This is a genomic window from Enterocloster citroniae (assembly GCF_040545455.1).
In the GTDB taxonomy this organism is placed as follows: Bacteria; Bacillota; Clostridia; order Lachnospirales; family Lachnospiraceae; genus Enterocloster; species Enterocloster citroniae.
The window spans coordinates 432,110-452,213 of record NZ_JBEPLZ010000001.1; the positions used below are offsets into that span (position 1 = coordinate 432,110).

The window sequence follows — 20,104 nt, forward strand, 5'->3', positions numbered from 1 at the left end:
TTGATTTTTCTTGCAATGCTGTAAAAATATTCTTCTTTGAGAGGATAACCGGCGTAGGATTTTTTCTCGACTAAGCCAAACTGTTTTAGTTCATTCAGTTGCAAATCTCTAAGGTTTTGTGACAGGGATTTTGGATGAATCTAATGGGATTTCAATGATGAAAGCAGTGCGTCCATTACTGCTTTCAGCCTTTATCTGTCCGCCATGCAGTACAATAATATTTTTTGCAATAGCAAGCCCCAGGCCGGAGCCCCCTGTTTCGCTTAATCTCGCATTGCTTAAACGGCAGAATTTATCAAAAATCACATTGAGCTTTTCCTCCGGAATTTCCCCGTCATTTTCAAATTGAATCACAGTCCATTCTGAAAGTTCTTTGGCCGATACTTTGATAACACTATTGTCCGTACTATAAGAAATGGCATTTTTAAGGATATTATTAAATACTCTGGCCAGCTTATCAGAATCTCCATATACAGATATGTCCTCATCTACATGATTCTCTATGATCTTTCCACATGCATTCAACTGCGGATACAATTCATCTGAAATCTGTGCAATCATATAGTAAAGATCAACCTTTGTCTTTTGAAGTGGAAGGGCTTCAGAGTGGCTGCGGGTGATCTCAAAAAATTCATTCACCAGGTTTCTGAGCCGATTGGCTTTTTCCCATGCGGTGTGGATATATTTTGCTTTCTCCTCATCAGGCATATCCGGTGTTTCATCCAAAAGACTAAGATATCCGATTACAGAAGTCAGTGGGGTCTTGATATCATGAGCCAGATATACCACAAGATCATTCTTCTGCTGCTCTGCCCTCTTAGCCTTATCCGCCCGTTCTGCAAGCGTCCGCTTTACGTCAGCCAGTTTATGCTCCACACTCTCCAGTTCCGGAGACAGTGAAATCGCCGCCCTTTCCTCCATAAGCTTGTCAATCCCTGTTACTACTTCATCAAAATATCTTTTATATGTGTCCAACAGCATGTGGAACAACAAAAAAACAAATATGATAATGACCAACGCAAGAATAAACTGCATATTGACAGTCACTATCTTGAAATATATCAAATCAGCTTCCTTCTCACTGATTGAAAGACTGCGTGCAAACCACCCAACAATCGCATCTGCCAAATGTCCACGCGTCAGCATCCGCAGTGCAAAGACTGCAGCAACTGCTCCCACTGTAATCCATAATCCTCTGATAAATGTAATATGGCCGAGCTTTGAATAGTTGTATTTTGTATTTTTAAATTTCCCCAATTTTATATCCAACCCCCCATACCGTTTTTATATATCTGGGGTTTTCCCCGGTATCCTTCATCTTCTCGCGAAGATGTCGGATGTGTACGGTAATCGTATTGTTACTCTTGGTATAATATTCTTCCTGCCAGACTTCATGGAATAATTCTTCGGCACTGACGACACTGCACTTGCGCTCTAAAAGAATCCTTAGTATGGAAAATTCCGTAGGAGTCAGTGACAGCGTCTCTCCATTAAGCCGGCATTCATATGTCTTAATGTTCATCGTTAATCCGGCATATTTAAAGATTTCATCCGCTGCCGGAACCGCTGAGCCTACATTATATTTCTTATAACGGCGAAGCTGGGCCTTTACCCTTGCTACCAGCTCAAGAGGCAGAAACGGTTTTGTAATATAATCATCTGCACCAAGCGTAAGTCCGGTAATTTTATCCGTCTCTCCATCCTTTGCCGTAAGCATAATTACCGGATATGTGTACTCCTTACTTCGTATGGACTGACATATCGAAAGTCCGCTGATATCCGGAAGCATGATATCCAGTATAGCCAAATCAAAGTCTGTACTCCCGATACAGACAAGTGCTTCCTCTCCTGAATAAAACTTATATACATCCATATTTTCATTTTGAAGATATACTTCAATCAGATCCGCAATTTCTTTCTCATCATCAACAACAAGTATCTTTTCAAGCAAAGCATGACACTCCTTTCAGTTTAGATCATATACATTATACCGCAAATAGACTTTACTTGATTAAGAATATTATCAGTACTTTTGATGCCTATCATATTTTATCACATAATCAACTTGGGCCATTAACGATTTGTGAACTTCACCTTTTTGCATTTCCTTACGAATGCGGGTATTTTCAATGACGACCGGAACATCTGCTCCATTATTATTTTTTCTATTCGTCCATGAGATATTAGCTGCTTTAAAGTATTATTTTCCCTTTTTTAAATTGCTGTGGTTTTTTATTAAATTCCATAAATATATAACCCATTTTTTCTTTCTGGAATTTAGCTGTTCATAAGTTTTGTTAAGTCCTCCACAGAAGCGTCCATTTTCACAGAGATTTCTTCCATTGTCATACCGGAAGCAAGAAAACGCTTTAGCACCATTTTCATATCCTCCCCAACCTCTACGATATGACTGTCCAAATCGTAAAACCGAATCACCCGTTGACCCCAGCTATCGCCGTGCTCCATGCTGCATCTTGCAATTTTGCATGCCTGGTTTCCTTCACCGCAGCCGCAGCCAGGACAGTTTTATTCAAAAACATGGGACAAAGCCCACAATTTAATCCACAGAGGGAAAAAAATTGATTCTGTCGTTTAAATCCTTTCATGATACCTCCTTAAGTCCTTTACACGCATCCGATTCAGCTGAAGTGAATTTATACTTGTCCCAACATACTTATTTCCTCTAACATTATACTGGGTCTGTGGAATGATTGTATTATTTAATGCTAAAGAATTTATTAATCATTTCCTAAGGTGCAGATAATATGCGTTTTCCCGCTATCAGAGGACTCTTCGGCCAAAACCACATCCTCACCAGGCCGCCATGCCTGTCCAAACTTCATACCGCGGAACAGGGCAGTCAGAACGCCCCAACTCATACAGTTCCTTAATGATATTACTCATTAAGCCCACATCATGTGTTCCACAGGCGCGGTTATGACAGATGGTACTTGCAATCCACTATGAGCTAAACTATTATTGTCCATTTTGGACCTCCTGTGCTTTTTATTTGTGGTTTGCAGACCTACATTTAGTTTAGCACAGGAGTTGCTTTTATCTGAAGATATTCCCTCCACCTGCAGAGCAGGCGGTTTATTTTTACCGTGGCACAAAAAAATAAGAGTAGGGAATTCCCATTTCCTATTCTTATTTTTCCTCTTAATTGTACTAGCTATAATGGATATAGCTAATCGATCATATCTTCAGCCATAGCCACCAGTTCATTTTTTGACATATATGGTATCTTTTGAAAGAGATTGCCCTGATGCCGGTTCGGCAGATGGTATATTGAGTTTCTTCGGAATTGAAAACACTAACCATCGCCGACTGGGATGCATTTCCGTTTGTTTTTATTAACACATTGATGCCGCCTGTATTCCTGCAATTGCACCATCAGCAACTGCTGTAGCTACCTGTCTTACTTTCTTTACACAGATATCTCCAGCAGCAAATACTCCCGGAATTTCTGTCTGCATCAATTCATCCACTGGAATATATCCGTGTTCTAACTTCAATTCCGTGTAGATCTGAGTGTTCGGAACAATTCCTGCATAAACAAATACTCCGCACTCTCCATCTTTTACAATCTGTTTATTTCCTGTTTTGTTGTCGGTAAATTCAAGTTCCTCAACTATTTCGTTGCCATATACTGCTGTGAGACTTGAATGTGGCATGATTTCAATGTTATGGTGTGCGGCAACCTTATCTTTAAATTCCTGTATACATACAAGTTCATCTTCCACGCATACGATTGTTACTTTTCCAGCAATTCCAGCCAGGTAAATGGCTTCCTTTACTGCGCCATCTGCTCCACCAATGATATAGATATTTTTACCCTTATAATCAGGACCATCTTTTGGTGCGTTTAATCGGACACCTTTCAGACTTTCACCTGGAATTCCTAACATACGGCCAGAACCACCATTAGCGAGAACCACGGTTTTACATTCATAACTTTCTTGATCCGTAACGACTTTCTTAATTTTACCTATTAACTTTGTTTCTGTCACGTTCTCATAGCGAATCTCTACACCGGCACTAAGTACTTGCTCTTTCATACGTTCAGCAAATGTCTTACCAGATTCTTCTTTCATGATTGCCGTATAGTGCGTAACTGTCGAGACAGTTCCAATCAAACCGCCAACCTGACCCTTTTCCAACATCAGAATCTTTTTTCCTCTGCTTTTTCCATAAATAGCTGCACTGATACCGGCTGGTCCGGCTCCAATAATAATCATATCATACATTTGAATATCCTCCTGCTGCACACATAACAATATTGCCTTATTTATATAGCTGTTCCATTGATTCTACAATCTGATTTAAGTTTTCTTCATTTCAGGAATCCTTAATTGATAGCATATGCAATATACTCAGATTTTACCCATTACGAACATTATATTCATAACCAGGCGGCCGTCTATTCCGTCCCATCCCCCACCATGATCAGATGGATATCCCGCTCCTGGATCCGCTCCAGCTCCTTTTCATCAAACACCTTTGTGGTCACCACGCCTGTATAATCCTGGAGGTTGTTGATCTTCATCAGGGCCTGTCGGTTAAATTTGGAATGGTCCACCACCAGGTAACTTCTGTTTGCATTTTTTGTAACCATGCGCTTTAGGGATGCCTTGTCCATGGTGGGGGTGAGTACATTAAAATTGGAATCAATAGACATTGCCCCCATAAATGCGATCCCCACATGAATATAGGACATCATCTGATTGGAAAATGTCCCGAATATGCTTCCTGTCTCCTTCTGTACCGTGCCACCGCAGATCATCAGCTCCACATTGCTTCTGTGGAGAAGAAATCCCACCTCAATATCATTTGTAATGACAGTCAGGTCCGGTATGCTCATGATCCGCTTTGCGATCTCGCAGATCGTGGTACCGGAATCCAGGAACACCGTGTCCCCGGGCTTTACCATGGCCGCACAGGCTGACGCCAGCTGCTGCTTTTCCTCCATCATGGTGACCATCTTTTCCGTATAGGTTGCCTCATGCTTGATAACCGCCGCACCGTGGCGGCGCTCGATGATCCCCTCCTGCTTCAGCTTGTCCAGATCCCTCCGGATCGTCATCCGGCTCACATCCAGGATCTCGGCCAGACGCTCCACCTGTATATTGCCCTTTTCACTGACCAGCTCCACGATCCGGTTCTGCCGCTCCTCTGCTGCGCTCATGTTGTCCCCGCCTTTCTCCACCTGTTTAAACCAATGGTACTATCTCTCCATGCTGCTGTCAATACCACACGCAGAATGCCGGCCGCATATTCCGCGTCCGGCATTTGTCATGTTGAAATCTTTCCCTTAATCTCCATCTTTTCTGAGAAACGCAGGCGAATACTTGGCAGCCAGCCTGATTGCCTCCACCATGCTCACATCACTTGCAATCCCTGTTCCCGCAATGTCCATGGCTGTTCCATGGTCCACAGAGGTCCGCAATATGGGCATTCCCGCTGTCACGGCAATGGTCCGTTCAAAGTCCAGCGTCTTGGTGGCAATATGCCCCTGATCGTGATACAGGGACAGCACGCTGTTGAACTTTCCCTGAAGCGCCAGATGGAACACGGAATCAGCTCCCACAGGTCCCACCACCTTATATCCCTCTGCCTGCAAGGCTTCAACCGCCGGATAGATGGCGTCCATCTCCTCATCTCCGAACAGGCCGTGCTCCCCGCTGTGGGGATTCAGCCCCGCGATCGCCATGGTCCCATCCTCCACCCCCAGCTGGCGCAGTGCCTGGGTGCAGCGCTTTACATAGTCCATGACCCGCTCTTTTGTGATCATGTCGCATGCCTTTCTCAGGGATACATGCCTTGTGAGGAAAAATACCCTCATATTCCTCACCTCAAACATGGTCAAAGGATCCGGCGTGTCCGTAAGCGCCCCGAATATTTCCGTATGACCGATAAAGGGCACTCCCGCAGCCCTAAGGGACTCCTTGTTGATTGGCGTGGTGGACACGGCCGCCACCTTTCCCTCATTTGCCAGGGAAATGCTTTCCGCAATATATTCATACGCGGCCTGACCGCACATGCTGCTGATCTCCCCCAGCTTAAGCCGCCCCATATCCACATTGTCAAGGTCCATGAGATTGATCACATGTTCCTCAAATCTTCCCTCCCCCGGTTCCTTGACCACATGGATGGCCATGGGAAGGTCCACGATCCTGATTGCCTGTTCCATCACCTTTTTGTCACCCACTACCACGCACCTGGCGCACTGAAATGTTTCTTCCCTTGCCAATGCCTTTGCCACTATCTCCGGACCGATGCCTGCCGGGTCTCCCATTGGTATTGCAATGATTGGTTTCATCTTTTATCCTCCATCTGTTTTATATACTATATTCGCAGCTGTTCAGGACAGCTTGCCATAATTAACTTTCATTCTACCACAACCTCAGACCACTGTCTCAAAATATTCCATACACTGCATCAAAGTATCCTCCCTTCCCACCAGACCGCCTTTTGTGATCATGGGCAGTCCCTGGTGGCTGCCGCCAATGGTATTGGAGTAAATGGCCAAGGGGATCACTTCCCCTTTCACATGGAATCCGGAAATTCCCAGCTTCTCACAAAATGCCGCTGCCACATCCCCTCCTGAAGCATAAACGCCGCCGATCCTGCCGTCCATCTCCCCAATCAGGTCATAGAGGACCTGGGCAATGGTGTCTGTGATCACACCGGCACATTCTTTCATGGAACTATGTTTTGCTCCATCTATCTTGGACAGATCCACCACATCGTCCTTTGATTCTGTGGTGGTTATGACCACAATGCCGTGCGATTCCTCTGCTGCCCGCACTTCCTCCATCACACGTTCCATTTCCGCCCTGCGCCTGTCTTCGTCAAAAAACTCTGTTGCCCGTATTCTCACCACCAGTGGGTTGGCATTTTTCTTCAGATACTGCAGCTGCTGTCTGGTCAGATCGCTGGCGCTGCCAATACCGCACAACAGCTTTTTCTGGATTGCCTCTTTTTTGCGTTTGAACAAATTGCCGGCCAGGGCCGCTGTGAAAGAGCCGGGATCAATGGCCGCGATCTTTAATCCGCTGGCCGCGCAGCAGGCTGCAATGGCATCAATATCCCGGGCAGTCCGGGCATCCACCACAATGATCCTGTGTTCCTCCGCCTGCTTTAACAATTCTTCCAGCAGCTTTCCGGAACTCTCCACCACCTGTTCCAGTCCGATATATCCCACCGGATATTGGGACTGCTGCTTTACGATCTCTGTAATCCTGGATGTATGTACCGGAGAAGTGGGATCATTTGCCGCCTCGGTCATCTGAAGAGGAACTCCGTTGACCAGCAGGATATCACCAATACTGGTCCGCCCTGACCCGGGAAAGGAGGCCACCACCACAGCCCTGTAATCCTCCCCCAGATAATCCAGGATACTGTCGATCTCCGCTCCTACATTTCCCCTTAAAGTGGAATCAATCCGCTTGCTGTAAAGAATGGAATCACTTTTTGGGAAAAGGGCGGCTGTTTTTTGTACCCTGTCATAAGCCTCATCCCTGCTGATACCCCTGCTGTTGGTACTGATGCACAGCACATCATAATCCTCAAACTGTTCCATATGGCCTGTCTTCAGTATGGTGGCTACCTTAAATCCATTCTGCGACAGAATGGCGCCTGTGTCATTGGCTCCGGTCAGATCGTCCGCAATTATAACTGTGTTTATCATTGTAAAACCTCCTCAGACAAAATCCTTTTCTTCTCCTCTTATAAACTCCATGGGCCCTGTTCAATGTTTATAGCCACATTCTAATGGCTGACCCCTCCATAGTCAACGGTTTGACCTGATTTGTTCGTTTTGCGGGGATTTAAAAATCGTAAACGGAAAAAACGAACAAAACTCCCGGGGGCTGTTTAGGCCCTTGGGAGTCTGCTCCTTTGTTTCGGTCATGGTCTTTATCTATATATGATTACTGTATCTTATCCTTCAGCACCTGGACCGCCTTCTGGATCTGATTATCCTCCTCCGGCTTCACCACTGCCTGGGTCTTCAGCTTCTCATCCAGTTCCACTTCCACATCCGGCTCTATTCCTTTTCCGTGAAGATCAAAGCCGCTTGGGGTATAATAATGTGCAGTGGTGATTTTAATGGCAGAGCCGTCCCCCAGAGGAATCAGGTTCTGCACGATTCCCTTGCCGTAGCTGGTGGTCCCAACCACGGTGGCCCTGTTATAGTCCTTCATGGCTCCGGTAAAGACTTCAGACGCACTTGCTGAATCGCCGTTCACCAGAATCACCAGCGGGAGATCCACCTCATGTTTGTCGGATGCAGTGAACACATCCCCCTTCTCATTCTTATCGGCCGTGTACACGATCAGGGTTTTTCCATCTCCCTTATCATATCTGGAAATATCATCCGGCAGCAGATAATCGGCCATCTTCACAGCTCCGTCCAGAATACCGCCCGGATTGCTCCTCAGGTCAATGATCAGCCCCTTCATTCCATCCTTTTCAAGTTCATCCACAGCTGCCTTAAACTGCTCCACTGTTATCACATCAAACTCCGTGACCGCAATGTATCCAATGTTGTCCTCCATCATCCGGTGCTCCACCGTAGGCACCTCGATCTTGCGCCGTTTCATGGTAAGCTCCGCATATTCATCTTTATCCGCACGGTAAACCGTAATATTGACAGGTGTGCCCTCCTCGCCCTTGATGTAGTTATTCACAAGCACATCCAGGCTCTCTGAGGCAACCAGAGTATCCTCCACCTTATAGATGATGTCCCCCGGCTGCATTCCTGCCTCCAGGGCCGGCGAACCCTCAAACACCCTAACAATGGTACACAGCCCCGTGGTCCTGTTCTGGCTGATCATGGCTCCGATACCGGAATAAGTCCCCTTGGTGCTGTCCTGCAGGGATTTGTAATCAGACTCCGTATAATACACGGAATACGGGTCATCCAAACCGGCCAGCATACCGCGGTAGATAAAATCTTCCACGTTCTGCGCATCCTCCTCATAGAGGAAATATTCCCCTATGATCTGCTGGATCAGATCCATCTTAGCCGTAACCCTAGAAAAATCCACGCCTTCCTTATCCTTGCTGCTGTCAGAGATAGCAGGCGCCCGCCCTTCGGTCTGTGTTCCGGGCTGACGGCTCATCACCTTTTTTCCGAAAATGTAAATGCCCGCAGACATTCCCACCACGATCAATCCCACAAATGCAGTGACCAGCGCTCCGGCCAGCACACCGGTCCAGAAACGGTTCTTCCCATTTCCCTGGCGGCTGTTATCCGGTCCCTCCGACTGCCAGTCCGGACCTGCGTTATCCGGCTGCCAGCCGCTGTTTCCACCAGCCGGCCCCTGCATCTGACGGTCCGGGTCATTCATGTTTTTTTGTTGATCAAACTCACGATTATCCAATTTAAAATCTCCTATCTGTCCGTTCCAGCACAGTGTACCGGGCTCTATGAATTTAAAACACGTCTTATTCTATACTTATGATACATCATGGGCTGACATAACTTCGGGGATTCACATACGTTCCGCCTGAGCGGATCCCAAAGTGCAGATGGGAACCGGTGGAATACCCGGTGGACCCCACTTTGGCGATCACCTGGCCCTGTTTTACTTTTTCCCCCACTCCTACCAGCAGCTTGGAGCAGTGCATGTAAACCGTACTCACTCCCCCTCCATGGTCAAGCATGATATAATTGCCAGCTGAATAGCTGTATGTAGAGATCACCACCTCGCCGTCCGCTGCCGCAATGATATCCGCGCCGGTAGACGCGCCGATATCTATCCCTTTATGGTTGCTGGAAGCGCCCTCTGTAGGCGACTCCCTGTCTCCAAAGTTCGATGTGATCCGGCTGCTGGACGGACAGGGCCACTTAAAACTAATATTCCCCAAATTCTGTACTGTATACGTTTTGCCGGCCGCCTCTGCTTTTTTCCTGGCTTCTTCTTCCCGGCGCTTCATCTCCGCCTCAATGCGCTTCATCTGGTCTTCCTGGGCCTTGATATCCGCATTGTACTGGTCTATCTCTGTCTGGGCCGATGCGATCTTGGCATTATAGGAGTCCAGTTCCGCTTTTTTTGAATCCATCAGCTTCTGCACGGAAGACTGCTTTGCCTGGGTGGTCTCCTGGAGTTCCACCAGGCCCTGCCGCTCCTGCTCCAGGTTTTTCTCCCTGGCAGCCACGTCATCCTTGGCCTCGGCGTACTGCCGCAGCATCTTCCTGTCATACTCCGCTATCTGGCTCACGTATTCCGACCGGTTCAGCAATTCCGATATGCTGCCTGATTCCATGACCATATCCACAAAACTGCTCTCTCCGTTCTCATACATATACTTGATACGCAGCTTCATGGTGCTGTACTGGTGCTCCTCCACATCCTTTGCTTCCTCCAGCTCTGCCCTGGCGGTTTCGATCTCAGCCTCCTTGTCGCCGATCCGGACTTCCAGTTGGGAAAGTTCATCTGTCAATGTGGCCAAATTGTTATCCAGCTGCTTTACATAGGCTGCCGTATCGGCCTTCAGGGCCTCCAGCTGATTCAGGGCGCTCTCCACCTTTTTCTTCTCTTCTTCCAGGGCGGAAACCTGCTTTTTCGCATTGTCGATCTCCACACTGGTAGCGTAGGAGGAAAATGCAGCCATTCCGCCAAGCGCCAGGCCAATGGCAACTGCCGCCGGTTTTATGAAACCATTTCCTTTCATGGTCCTCTCCCTTTCCGGTGTGTAATATTAAACCTTTAAATGCCTGTGGATGGTAATAAAGCTGACAAAAAAACCGATCCCGATCCCCAGCACTCCGGCCGCGCCTGCCATATAAGGAAAAATCTCTTCCAGGGCAATGGGCTGAAAAAGTCCGGTGATCATCTGGTACCGCTCATTCACATAAACCACCGCCCTCTGATACAGGAAATACATACCGGCCAAAGGCACTGCCGCGCCCAATGCGCCTAACAGCACCCCTTCCACCACAAAGGGGGCGCGTATCATATAGTTGGTAGCCCCGATATAACGCATGATCTCATTCTCACGCCTTCTAAAGGAGGCTGCCACGGAAATGGTGTTGCTGATCAGGAAAACGGCAACTGCCAGCAGCACTCCGATGATCACAACCGAAAGGGCGCCGATGATCCTGCCCACGCTTGTAAAACCGGCAACCGCCGCGCTGGAATAGCGCACCTTGCGCACACCGTCCATGGCATCCAGCCTTTTTACAACCTCATCCTGATCATCCAGTTCATTTAAAAATATCTCATAGGACGCGGAACCGGACAAAGGATTGTCATCTGCAAACCCTTCCGCCAACTCCTCCATGCCCTCAAAATACTGCGTTTTAAAATTTTCCCATGCCTGGGCAGCGGATACGTAATTTACCTCCCGCACCTCGCCCCAGCTGCGTATGGTGTCCCCCGCTGCCAGGATCTGCTCCTCCGGCATCTGCTCATCAAAAAACACGGTGATCCCCACCGTTGTCTGGGCAGTCTTTGCCACATTCTGCACATTTGCCACCAGGGCAAAAAAAAGGCAGAATAAAAAAATACACGCAGAAATAGTCGCTATGGAAGCCAGCGAAAACAAAATATTTCTGCATATATTTATGATGCCCTGTTTCAGGCAATACCAAAATGTACTGATTCTCATTCCTGTTCATTTGCCTTTCCGGCGGATCCGCGCTCTGCGGTACAGGCTTACCTGCCCCGGCACCAGCAAACCAGGACCTGTTTCAAGCAGGCCCTAATACTCGCTGTAATATCCGCCCTCATCACTGATAACCGCCCCCCGTTCCATGGTGATGACACGCTTATTCATCTCATCCACCATCTCCTGACTGTGGGTGACCACGATCACCGTTGTCCCTCTCTGGTTGATCTCCTCCAGAAGCTTCATAATCCCGTGGGTATTGAAGCTGTCCAGATTGCCTGTGGGCTCATCTGCCAGGAGTACCTCCGGGTTGTTGATCAGTGCCCTGGCAATGGCCACCCTCTGCTGCTCCCCGCCGGAAAGCTGTCTGGGATATGCCTTGTACTTGGAAGACAGCCCCACCAGCCTGAGCATCTCAGGCACGGTCTCTTTGATCACCCGGGTGGGCACTCCGATTACCCTCTGGGCAAATGCCACATTCTCAAACACAGTGCGGTCCTTCAGGAGTCTGAAATCCTGAAAGACCACGCCTAATCTTCTGCGGTATTTGGGAATATACCTTCTCGGCATCTTTCCCAGGTCCATATCATTGACCACGATACGTCCCTTTGTAGGTTCCAGTTCCTTAAGGAGCAGCTTCATAAGAGTGCTCTTGCCGGAACCGCTTCTGCCCACGATAAAAACAAATTCCCCGTCCTCAATGGTCAGCGAAATGTCCTTCACCGCCTTGCTGCCGGTCTCGTAGGTCTTGCTTACGCGACTTAACTCTATCATCTGTCACTCCGGTTTAATAATCCAGGCTCTCCATATACTTCATATACTTTGCAACCATAAGTGCAATCTTGAATGTTATGGCATCTTCAAAGATACGCAGGTCCAGCCCGGTGCTCTTCTGAAGCTTGTCCAGACGGTATACCAGGGTGTTGCGGTGGATATACAGCTGTCTGGAAGTCTCAGACACGTTCAGGCTGTTCTCGAAGAATTTGTTAATGGTTGCAAGTGTCTCCTCGTCAAAGTCATCCGGCGACTTGCCGTCAAACACTTCGCGGATGAACATCTTACACAGCGGAATGGGTAGCTGGTAGATCAGACGGCCGATCCCCAGATTATTATAAGCGATCACGTTCTTGCTGGCATAGAAAATCTTTCCTACGTCCAGAGCCATCTTGGCCTCCTTATAGGAACGTGAAACTTCCTTTATATCATTGATCGTGGTTCCATAAGCAACACGCACCTTGGTCATGGCCTCTGTGTTCAGCATGTCCAGAATGGTATTGGCTGTTTTATCCAGTTCGCCGTAGGACTCTCCCTGGCGCACTTCCTTTACAAGGATGATGTTCTTCTCATCCACGGCGGTGATGAAATCCTTTGTCTTGGATGCAAACAGGCTTCTCACTGTCTCCAGTGCATTTACATCCTTCTCGTTGTGGGTCTCAATAATGAATACCACACGCTTAACATCCGTGTCAATGTGCAGCTTCTTGGCCCTGTTGTAGATGTCCACTAAAAGCAGATTGTCAAGCAGCAGGTTCTTGATAAAGTTGTCCTTATCAAAACGCTCCTTGTATGCAACCAAAAGGTTCTGGATCTGGAATGCAGCCAGCTTCCCTACCATATACACATCATCACTTGCGCCCTTGGCAAGGAGGATGTATTCCAGCTGGTGCTCGTCAAACACCTTAAAAAACTGGTATCCCTGAATTACCTGGCTGTCTGCTGGGGAGTCCACAAATACCAGGATGGAGCTCTCGGAATCTTCCGCATCCGTAAATGTGGATGCAAGCACCTTTCCCTCTGTATCGCATATACCCAAATCAATTCTTGTAATTGCTTTTAATCCATCTAATGTGGTCTGAAGTATCTGATTTGAAATCATTCTATACTCTCCTTTTCAAACGTATTCGGAGTAACTAATATCCCTATTTTCATATTTTAATGCAAAATTACAAAAAAAGCAAGAGAGTTGTACACTCTCCTGCCCCTTTTTACCTTAATTTTCATTTACGTTTTATAAAAACTAGTTAAGAATCACGAGTTCGGTATCTTTGTCAAACACATGGATCTTCTCTAAATCCATGGCCAGCTGGATTGTATCCCCAGGTCTTGCGGTGGTACGCGGATTTACTTTTGCAGTAAAGTCAGCATCTTCAATATCAAAATACAGCAGTACCTCGGAGCCTAACATCTCGTATACACGTACGGTTGCGTCAAACACGCTCTTTGGTGACATGGCCAGGAAGGATTCCTCATCATGAAGATCCTCAGGACGGATTCCCAGGACAACTGTCTTTCCTACATATCCCGCTCCCTCCAGCTTCTTTGCCTTTCCTTCCGGAAGTGCCACGGTGTGCTCTCCGAATGTCAATGTAATATCGGAACCGGACTTTCCAACCACTGCCTCGATCATATTCATCTGAGGAGCTCCGATAAATCCTGCCACGAACTTGTTGCATGGCTTATCATACAGGTTCTGTGGGCTGTCTACCTGCTGAACAACACCGTCCTTCATAACAACGATCCGTGTTCCCAGTGTCATGGCCTCTGTCTGGTCATGTGTTACGTAAATAATGGTGGTTTCCAGTCTCTGGTGCAGTTTGGAAATCTCTACGCGCATCTGGCCTCTCAGCTTTGCGTCCAGGTTGGACAGCGGCTCGTCCATCAGGAATACTTTGGGGCTGCGGACAATGGCACGTCCCATGGCCACACGCTGTCTCTGGCCGCCGGAAAGAGCCTTCGGCTTACGGTCTAACAGATGCTCCAGATCAAGGATCCTGGCTGCGTTGTGTACCTTTTCATCGATCTCAGCCTTTGGTGTCTTTCTCAGTTTCAGTCCAAACGCCATGTTATCGTATACGGACATATGTGGATACAGGGCGTAGTTCTGGAATACCATTGCAATGTCTCTGTCCTTTGGCTCAACATCATTTACCAACTTATCATCGATATACAGTTCACCGGAAGAGATGTCCTCCAGACCAGCGATCATACGCAGGGTGGTGGACTTACCACATCCTGAAGGGCCAACGAAAATGATAAATTCCTTGTCTTCGATCGTCAGGTTAAAATCCTTAACTGCAACAAAACCGTTGGGATATTTCTTGGTTACATTCTTCAGCAATAAACTAGCCATTCTGTTCTTTCCTCCTAAAATTCGCTTTGCTTGCATGTAAAAAAACGTGGTAAAATGCCTGTTTCTGCTGGGTTTTCCCGGTGCAGAAGCATCATTTGTAACTGTTAATATCATACATGAAACCCTCTGAGGAATCCATATTGTAAATCAACAAAATACAATTTTGGGATTTAGCTAATTTGTATACGAAAAAAAAAAAGTGCTGTAAATCACAAAGTATTCCAATAATTCCCGTTAAAAATTTGTTTATTATGTTAATCAGTGTCAATATTCAATAAAACCTTCGCCAAAAACCTCCCTTGCATCACTCACAATGACAAATGCTCTTGCGTCAAATTCAGACACGATCTCTCTTATTTTTACGATCTCCTTCTTGGAAACCACGCAGAACAGCATCTTTTTCTCCTCATTGGAGTACATCCCCCTTGCCTCCAGGCTTGTAACCCCTCTCCCCATCCGCTCCAGGATCGCGTCCGCGATTTCCCTGTAGCTGTCGGAGATGATATATGCCTGTTTGGAGAACTTAAGGCCTTCGATCAGGCCGTCCGTCACCTTGGACACACAGAAAATGGCGATCAGGGCATAGAGAGCTGTGGGAATGCCAAACACCGTTGCACCCGCCAGCACAATGATCCCGTCCAGCACCTGCATGATCTGCGCCAGCGTATAATGCTTCATCCGCTTCTGCATCAATGCTGCCAGCATATCCGTGCCCCCGGTGGTACAACTGGCCAGAAATACCATGCCTGTCCCCACGCCGCTTATGATACCGCCAAAGAGGGCTGACAAAAGGATGTCATTGCCCATATAGGAAGCCTCAGGCAGCACATAAAGGGATACGGACAGCATCACGGTTGAAAACAGGGTGCGTTTGATGAACTTCCAGCCCATGACATACAGCCCCGCTGCAAACAGCGGGATATTGAGAAGGGTATTGGTCAGCCATAGCGGTACGGACCACAGTTCCTTGGCAATGATGGCCAGGCCGGACACACCTCCTGTTACCATACTGACCGGATCATAAATACTTTTAATAGCAAATCCAATAAGAAACGTCCCCACCACGATCAGGCCATAATCCCCAGCCACACTTCTCCTGTTCATAACCCCAACTTCCTTTCCATTTCAGTCAAACATAAGGCAGCCACCATAAAAAGGGGACTGCCGGATATCTTCTATATACGCGCTTTTCTATATACGCTCAATGGTCTTTTCCGTGATCCGTATTTTTCCCTCTTTTAGCAGACGCCCCACCGCGCGCTTAAACGCGTTCTTGCTCATGTGGAACTCCCGCATGATGACATCCGGGTTTGCCCTGTCGTTAAAAGGCAGGACCCCGTCAAACTCATCCATAACCTTAAGTACGGCTTCCGCATCCGTTCCCATCTGCACGTACGCCCTCTCGCGGGCACACAGATCCAGTTTGCCGTCCTCCCGGACCTTGGTCACCCTGGCCTGCACCGTATCCCCTTCCCTGAATTTTCCAAAAAGTTCTTTTTTGGGGATCAGGCCGTAATATTTGTTATCCACTGCCACAAAAGCCCCAATAGTATCATTGATCTCATAGATTGTACCGGTAACCCAGTCCTCCTCCTTGTAAGGAGACTGGTTGCTCATGTGGGAATACACCCGCATGGTGGCTGCCAGACGCTTGCTCTTGTCCACATAGAGGGTCACGAGACAGCGCTCCCCCTTGCGCACGGGGTGTGTCTGCTCCTTAAAGGGAAGCAGCAGATCCTTCTCCAGTCCCATGTCCAGGAACGCCCCCATCTTTGCCACGTCCTTCACCTCCAGCATGGCGGTCTCTCCCACCTGCAGCTTGGGCATGCCCGTGGTGGCAATAAGGCGGTCTGAGGAATCCTTATAGATGAACACCTTCACCTTGTCCCCGATCTTAGCGCCCTCCGGCACCTGCTTCTTTGGAAGAAGCACTGCGGGCTCGTCCTCAGCCTGCTCTCCCACATATACGCCAAAATCCTTTGTCCTGAGTATCTCCAACTCCTGTACTTTGCCTAATTCAATCATCTTTTTCTCCCTCTGGTCTTTCGTCTAACGCAGTTTTTCCTGCATCTGCGGCTCCGTCTGCAGCCATACGACTGCATAAGTATCCTGTGTTGCACTGTCGTCCAGGGATACCGTCCACTCATGAGCGCTCCCCTGGCTTACACGGGGGATGATCACATTCCCCAAAACTGCCGCTTTCTTATAGTCTGCCCGTATTTCCCTGATTCTAAGCCCTTCCGGTATGGATTCCCTGGCCATGTCCACATACTGGGCATTGTTTACATGGTGGTTTGTATCGATATGGTGCCTTGCCACCACAATGGGCTTTCCCTCACCATAGTGATCAGGCACCGGTATTTTCCTGGGCGCAGGGCTCAGAATCAGGGGCGCCTCCGCTTTTCCGTAGGGGGCCGTATCCTCGGGATGCACCCGGATGGGCGTATTCTTTTCTGTGTCATAAAGGAACCACACAGACCCGGCCCTCACAAGATGTCTGCCCTCCCCGTCCAGAAGGACAAAATTACGATACCCGTAAATGCCTTTGAAGGAGCAGTGCCACGTGCCCACCACCAGTTTTTCTCCCAGCCGCGGATAACGGTCGATCATGATCTGCCAGGAAGACAAAAGCCACGCTTTGTGGTTGCTGTCCAGATACTCCACCCCCACCCGGGCGTCCTCCGACTGGAAGGTACTGCAGTCCTGCATGTAATTAATGATTCCCACAAGGGAAAGCTGTCCGTATTCGTCCGTCTCACTGTAACGGACCCTGCTGTTAAATGTATACATAGTTACCTCGTTGTCCAAACCGGTCTGACACCGGAATCATTCCTCTGGCCATTGTATCATACATATGGCCTTTAATACAAGCGGGTTTCAGGAACCTTTTCCAACCTTTTCAGGCCTTTTTTTCAGTCCCTTTGCCACGGTTGCCGCTTCCCTGGCGATCTCCAGTTCCTCATTGGTCTTGATCACAAGCACATTCACCTTTGAGGAGGCATCGGAGATCCTCACAGCCTCCCCCTCCTCCCGGTTCTTTAACTCGTCAATAGCAATGCCCAGATACTCCAGATAGCTGCAGATCTCCTCACGGATATCGGAGTCATTTTCCCCGATCCCCGCTGTGAAGACAATGTTGTCTACCCCGTTCATGGCAGCCGCATAGCTGCCCACATATTTGGCCACCTTATACGCAAATATCTCCCTTGCCAGGGCAGCCTTTTCATGGTATTTGATCTCCGCGTCCTTCAGTTCCCTGAAATCGCTGGAAAAATTCTTGGAAATGCCCAGCACGCCGGACTCCTGATTGAGAATGGTCATGATCTGCTGGAAATCCAGCCCTTCCTTCTTGGAGAGGAATTCCAGGGCACCCGGGTCCACATCCCCGCACCGCGTTCCCATCACCAGGCCCTCCAGGGGCGTAAAGCCCATGGAATTGTCCACCACCTGCCCGTACTTTACAGCGCAGATGCTGGCTCCATTGCCCAGATGGCAGACAATGGTCTTTACCCTGCCGGGATCCTGCCCCATGAACTGGGCCGCCCTGCGGGACACATATCGGTGGCTGATGCCGTGGAATCCATACCTGCGTATCTTATGCTTCTCATAATACTGGTAAGGCAGTCCGTACAGGAACGCCTTGGGTTCCATGGTTTGGTTAAATGCCGTGTCGAACACCCCTACCATCAGGGTATCCGGCATCAAAGTGCGGCAGGCCTCCACCCCCACCAGATTGGCCGGATTGTGCAGCGGCGCCAGGTCATTGCACTCTGTCATGGCCTGGATGACCTCCTGGGTAATGACCACGGAACCGGTAAACTTCTCCCCCCCATGGACCAGGCGGTGCCCAACCACATCGATCTCCCCGAACTTACTGATCACTCCCTGTTCAGGGTCTGTTAAGGTGTCCAGTATGATGTGCACAGCCTGGGTATGGTTTTCCATGGCCGTCTGTTCCTTTAGGGAAATGCCGGTATCCGTCCTGTAGGTAAACCGGCCGTCAATACCAATCCGCTCGCATAGCCCCTTTGCCAGTACCCTCTCAGTCTCCGAATCAATGACCTGAAACTTCAGTGAGGAACTTCCGCTGTTGATAACAAGAATCTTCATGTGAATCCCACCTTCCCCCTGGTTGTACAAACAATGTATGGTTAAAAAAATTATATACCAGTTTCTGGATGGTGTCAAAAACAATCATCAAAAAAGCCTTTAAATACAAGGATCCTCCCTTATATTTAAAGACTTTGCCTGAACTGGGCTACAAGGATTCGAACCTTGAAATGACGGAGTCAGAGTCCGTTGCCTTACCATTTGGCGATAGCCCATTATAAATTCCCCGCACCTTCCAGTCTCCGGGACCAGCTTACTGCCTGGCGCCTAACTGTCAGCTGCGGAATTCATTATACCCATATTGTGCCATTTAGTCAAGCACTTTTTTAATTTTTCTGATATTTTTTTAATACCCTGTTTCAATCCTTTTTCAATAATCCCTGTTTTGTCCTCTGTTCCCTTTACAACAGCCCGGATCCTTATCGGATCCTTATGAGGTCATTGCGTCCGTGGCCTCGGAATAATCCGGAATCCAGCCTGCCAAAGCAGCCGAAACCTTTTCAATAAAGAAATGGGAAATATTTCCCACAATCAGGGCGGCGATCACGGTGCCTTCACGGATTCCCAGCACCTGACCCTTGACCAGGACTGACACCACAACTGCGCTGGCCACAATACTCATATCAAAACCTGTCTTTACATGGCCGAATCTCCAGCCTGTAAGACCTGCGATCACGCGCACAAGGCCCTCTCCCGGAAGGATCAGGACATTTGGTATAACCTCAAGGGCAATCCCCAGTCCCAAAAAAACACAGCCCAGAAGCAGCATCAGTATTTCTCCCACATATCCGCCGGTCTGCCAATAGGAAAGCAGACGCAGCCAGCCATCAATACAGACGGAAAAAAGCAGAGCGGCCGGAAGCTGGAGCAGCTGGATCTTCTGGAAGGATTTTCCCAAAAGGACCACCTGTATGATGAACATGACGGAATTTACCATCATGGTAAACACCCCCAGACTGTGGGGGAAAATAAAGGTCAATACAAAAGCAAGGCTGGTAATCGGCGATGTCCCAAGCCCTGCTTTTGTAATAAGGCTAATTCCCAATGCACTGAATATAACTCCTGCGATAAACATTCCATAACGTTTTAACATATCTGAATTTTTCACGTGCCCGCACCTCTAATTTTTTTGGCATGGCCAAAAATTATTTATATATTTATCATAGCACGTTCAAATCCCCTCCACAATTGGCATACTGACCAACTTCTCTCTTGATTTTCAGCAATATTCACAAATATTTTTATGAT

At 48.0% G+C, this 20,104-nt stretch carries 17 protein-coding genes, 1 tRNA gene and 3 pseudogenes; all 21 read right to left on the bottom strand.

Annotated elements, in window-relative coordinates; all coding sequences use genetic code 11:
• Positions 1-108: 108 nt before the first annotated feature.
• The gene (locus tag ABID13_RS01890) at positions 109-1,257 is read right to left on the bottom strand and encodes a sensor histidine kinase (RefSeq protein ID WP_007871406.1); all 1,149 of its coding nucleotides are present in this window, start codon (positions 1,255-1,257) and stop codon (positions 109-111) included.
• Positions 1,244-1,951 carry a VanR-ABDEGLN family response regulator transcription factor gene (gene vanR / locus ABID13_RS01895; protein WP_045093762.1) on the bottom strand — a complete coding sequence of 236 codons (708 nt, stop codon included), beginning with the start codon at positions 1,949-1,951 and terminating at the stop codon, positions 1,244-1,246. The genes ABID13_RS01890 and vanR overlap by 14 nt, the downstream gene beginning before the upstream one ends.
• Positions 1,952-2,277: 326 nt before the next feature.
• Positions 2,278-2,466, bottom strand: a pseudogene (locus ABID13_RS01900) (VOC family protein); the annotation flags it as partial.
• Positions 2,458-2,606: pseudogene (locus tag ABID13_RS01905) on the bottom strand (DUF3795 domain-containing protein); the annotation flags it as partial. The pseudogenes ABID13_RS01905 and ABID13_RS01900, both read right to left, overlap by 9 nt.
• Positions 2,607-2,738: 132 nt before the next feature.
• A pseudogene (locus ABID13_RS01910) lies at positions 2,739-2,958 on the bottom strand (chromosome partitioning protein ParB); the annotation flags it as partial.
• 395 nt (positions 2,959-3,353) lie between these two features.
• Positions 3,354-4,247 carry an NAD(P)/FAD-dependent oxidoreductase gene (locus ABID13_RS01915; RefSeq protein WP_045093761.1) on the bottom strand — a complete coding sequence of 298 codons (894 nt, stop codon included), beginning with the start codon at positions 4,245-4,247 and terminating at the stop codon, positions 3,354-3,356.
• A gap of 173 nt (positions 4,248-4,420) precedes the next feature.
• Complete coding sequence (locus ABID13_RS01920) at positions 4,421-5,185, bottom strand: DeoR/GlpR family DNA-binding transcription regulator (RefSeq protein WP_007871419.1); 765 nt, start codon at positions 5,183-5,185, stop codon at positions 4,421-4,423.
• A gap of 126 nt (positions 5,186-5,311) precedes the next feature.
• A complete protein-coding gene (pdxA, locus tag ABID13_RS01925; protein ID WP_045093760.1) occupies positions 5,312-6,319 on the bottom strand; it encodes a 4-hydroxythreonine-4-phosphate dehydrogenase PdxA in 1,008 nt (335 codons plus the stop codon).
• 84 nt (positions 6,320-6,403) lie between these two features.
• Complete coding sequence (locus tag ABID13_RS01930; protein ID WP_045093759.1) at positions 6,404-7,690, bottom strand: four-carbon acid sugar kinase family protein; 1,287 nt, start codon at positions 7,688-7,690, stop codon at positions 6,404-6,406.
• A gap of 241 nt (positions 7,691-7,931) precedes the next feature.
• Complete coding sequence (locus tag ABID13_RS01935) at positions 7,932-9,386, bottom strand: S41 family peptidase (RefSeq protein ID WP_048930553.1); 1,455 nt, start codon at positions 9,384-9,386, stop codon at positions 7,932-7,934.
• A gap of 85 nt (positions 9,387-9,471) precedes the next feature.
• Positions 9,472-10,680, bottom strand: a complete 1,209-nt coding sequence (locus ABID13_RS01940; RefSeq protein ID WP_045093757.1) for a murein hydrolase activator EnvC family protein — start codon at positions 10,678-10,680, stop codon at positions 9,472-9,474.
• Between the two features lie 27 nt (positions 10,681-10,707).
• Entirely contained in the window at positions 10,708-11,616 is a 909-nt protein-coding gene (gene ftsX, locus ABID13_RS01945; RefSeq protein ID WP_007871428.1) for a permease-like cell division protein FtsX, read from the bottom strand.
• Between the two features lie 93 nt (positions 11,617-11,709).
• Positions 11,710-12,390, bottom strand: coding sequence for a cell division ATP-binding protein FtsE (ftsE, locus tag ABID13_RS01950; protein WP_007871431.1), 681 nt, complete (start codon positions 12,388-12,390; stop codon positions 11,710-11,712).
• Between the two features lie 13 nt (positions 12,391-12,403).
• Entirely contained in the window at positions 12,404-13,492 is a 1,089-nt protein-coding gene (locus ABID13_RS01955) for a PucR family transcriptional regulator (RefSeq protein WP_007871433.1), read from the bottom strand.
• 141 nt (positions 13,493-13,633) lie between these two features.
• Positions 13,634-14,746, bottom strand: a complete 1,113-nt coding sequence (locus ABID13_RS01960; RefSeq protein WP_045093755.1) for an ABC transporter ATP-binding protein — start codon at positions 14,744-14,746, stop codon at positions 13,634-13,636.
• Between the two features lie 264 nt (positions 14,747-15,010).
• Complete coding sequence (locus ABID13_RS01965) at positions 15,011-15,850, bottom strand: YitT family protein (protein WP_007871437.1); 840 nt, start codon at positions 15,848-15,850, stop codon at positions 15,011-15,013.
• A gap of 87 nt (positions 15,851-15,937) precedes the next feature.
• A complete protein-coding gene (locus tag ABID13_RS01970) occupies positions 15,938-16,771 on the bottom strand; it encodes a CvfB family protein (protein ID WP_007871445.1) in 834 nt (277 codons plus the stop codon).
• A gap of 24 nt (positions 16,772-16,795) precedes the next feature.
• Positions 16,796-17,536 carry an acyl-[acyl-carrier-protein] thioesterase gene (locus tag ABID13_RS01975; RefSeq protein WP_007871456.1) on the bottom strand — a complete coding sequence of 247 codons (741 nt, stop codon included), beginning with the start codon at positions 17,534-17,536 and terminating at the stop codon, positions 16,796-16,798.
• An 87-nt stretch (positions 17,537-17,623) separates the two neighbouring features.
• Complete coding sequence (locus ABID13_RS01980) at positions 17,624-18,856, bottom strand: acetate/propionate family kinase (RefSeq protein ID WP_045093753.1); 1,233 nt, start codon at positions 18,854-18,856, stop codon at positions 17,624-17,626.
• Positions 18,857-18,999: 143 nt separating this feature from the next.
• Positions 19,000-19,071 (bottom strand) — tRNA-Gln (locus ABID13_RS01985).
• 215 nt (positions 19,072-19,286) lie between these two features.
• Positions 19,287-19,964 (bottom strand): YczE/YyaS/YitT family protein, encoded by a 678-nt coding sequence (locus ABID13_RS01990; RefSeq protein WP_007871465.1) that lies wholly within the window; start codon positions 19,962-19,964, stop codon positions 19,287-19,289.
• Positions 19,965-20,104: the final 140 nt, after the last annotated feature.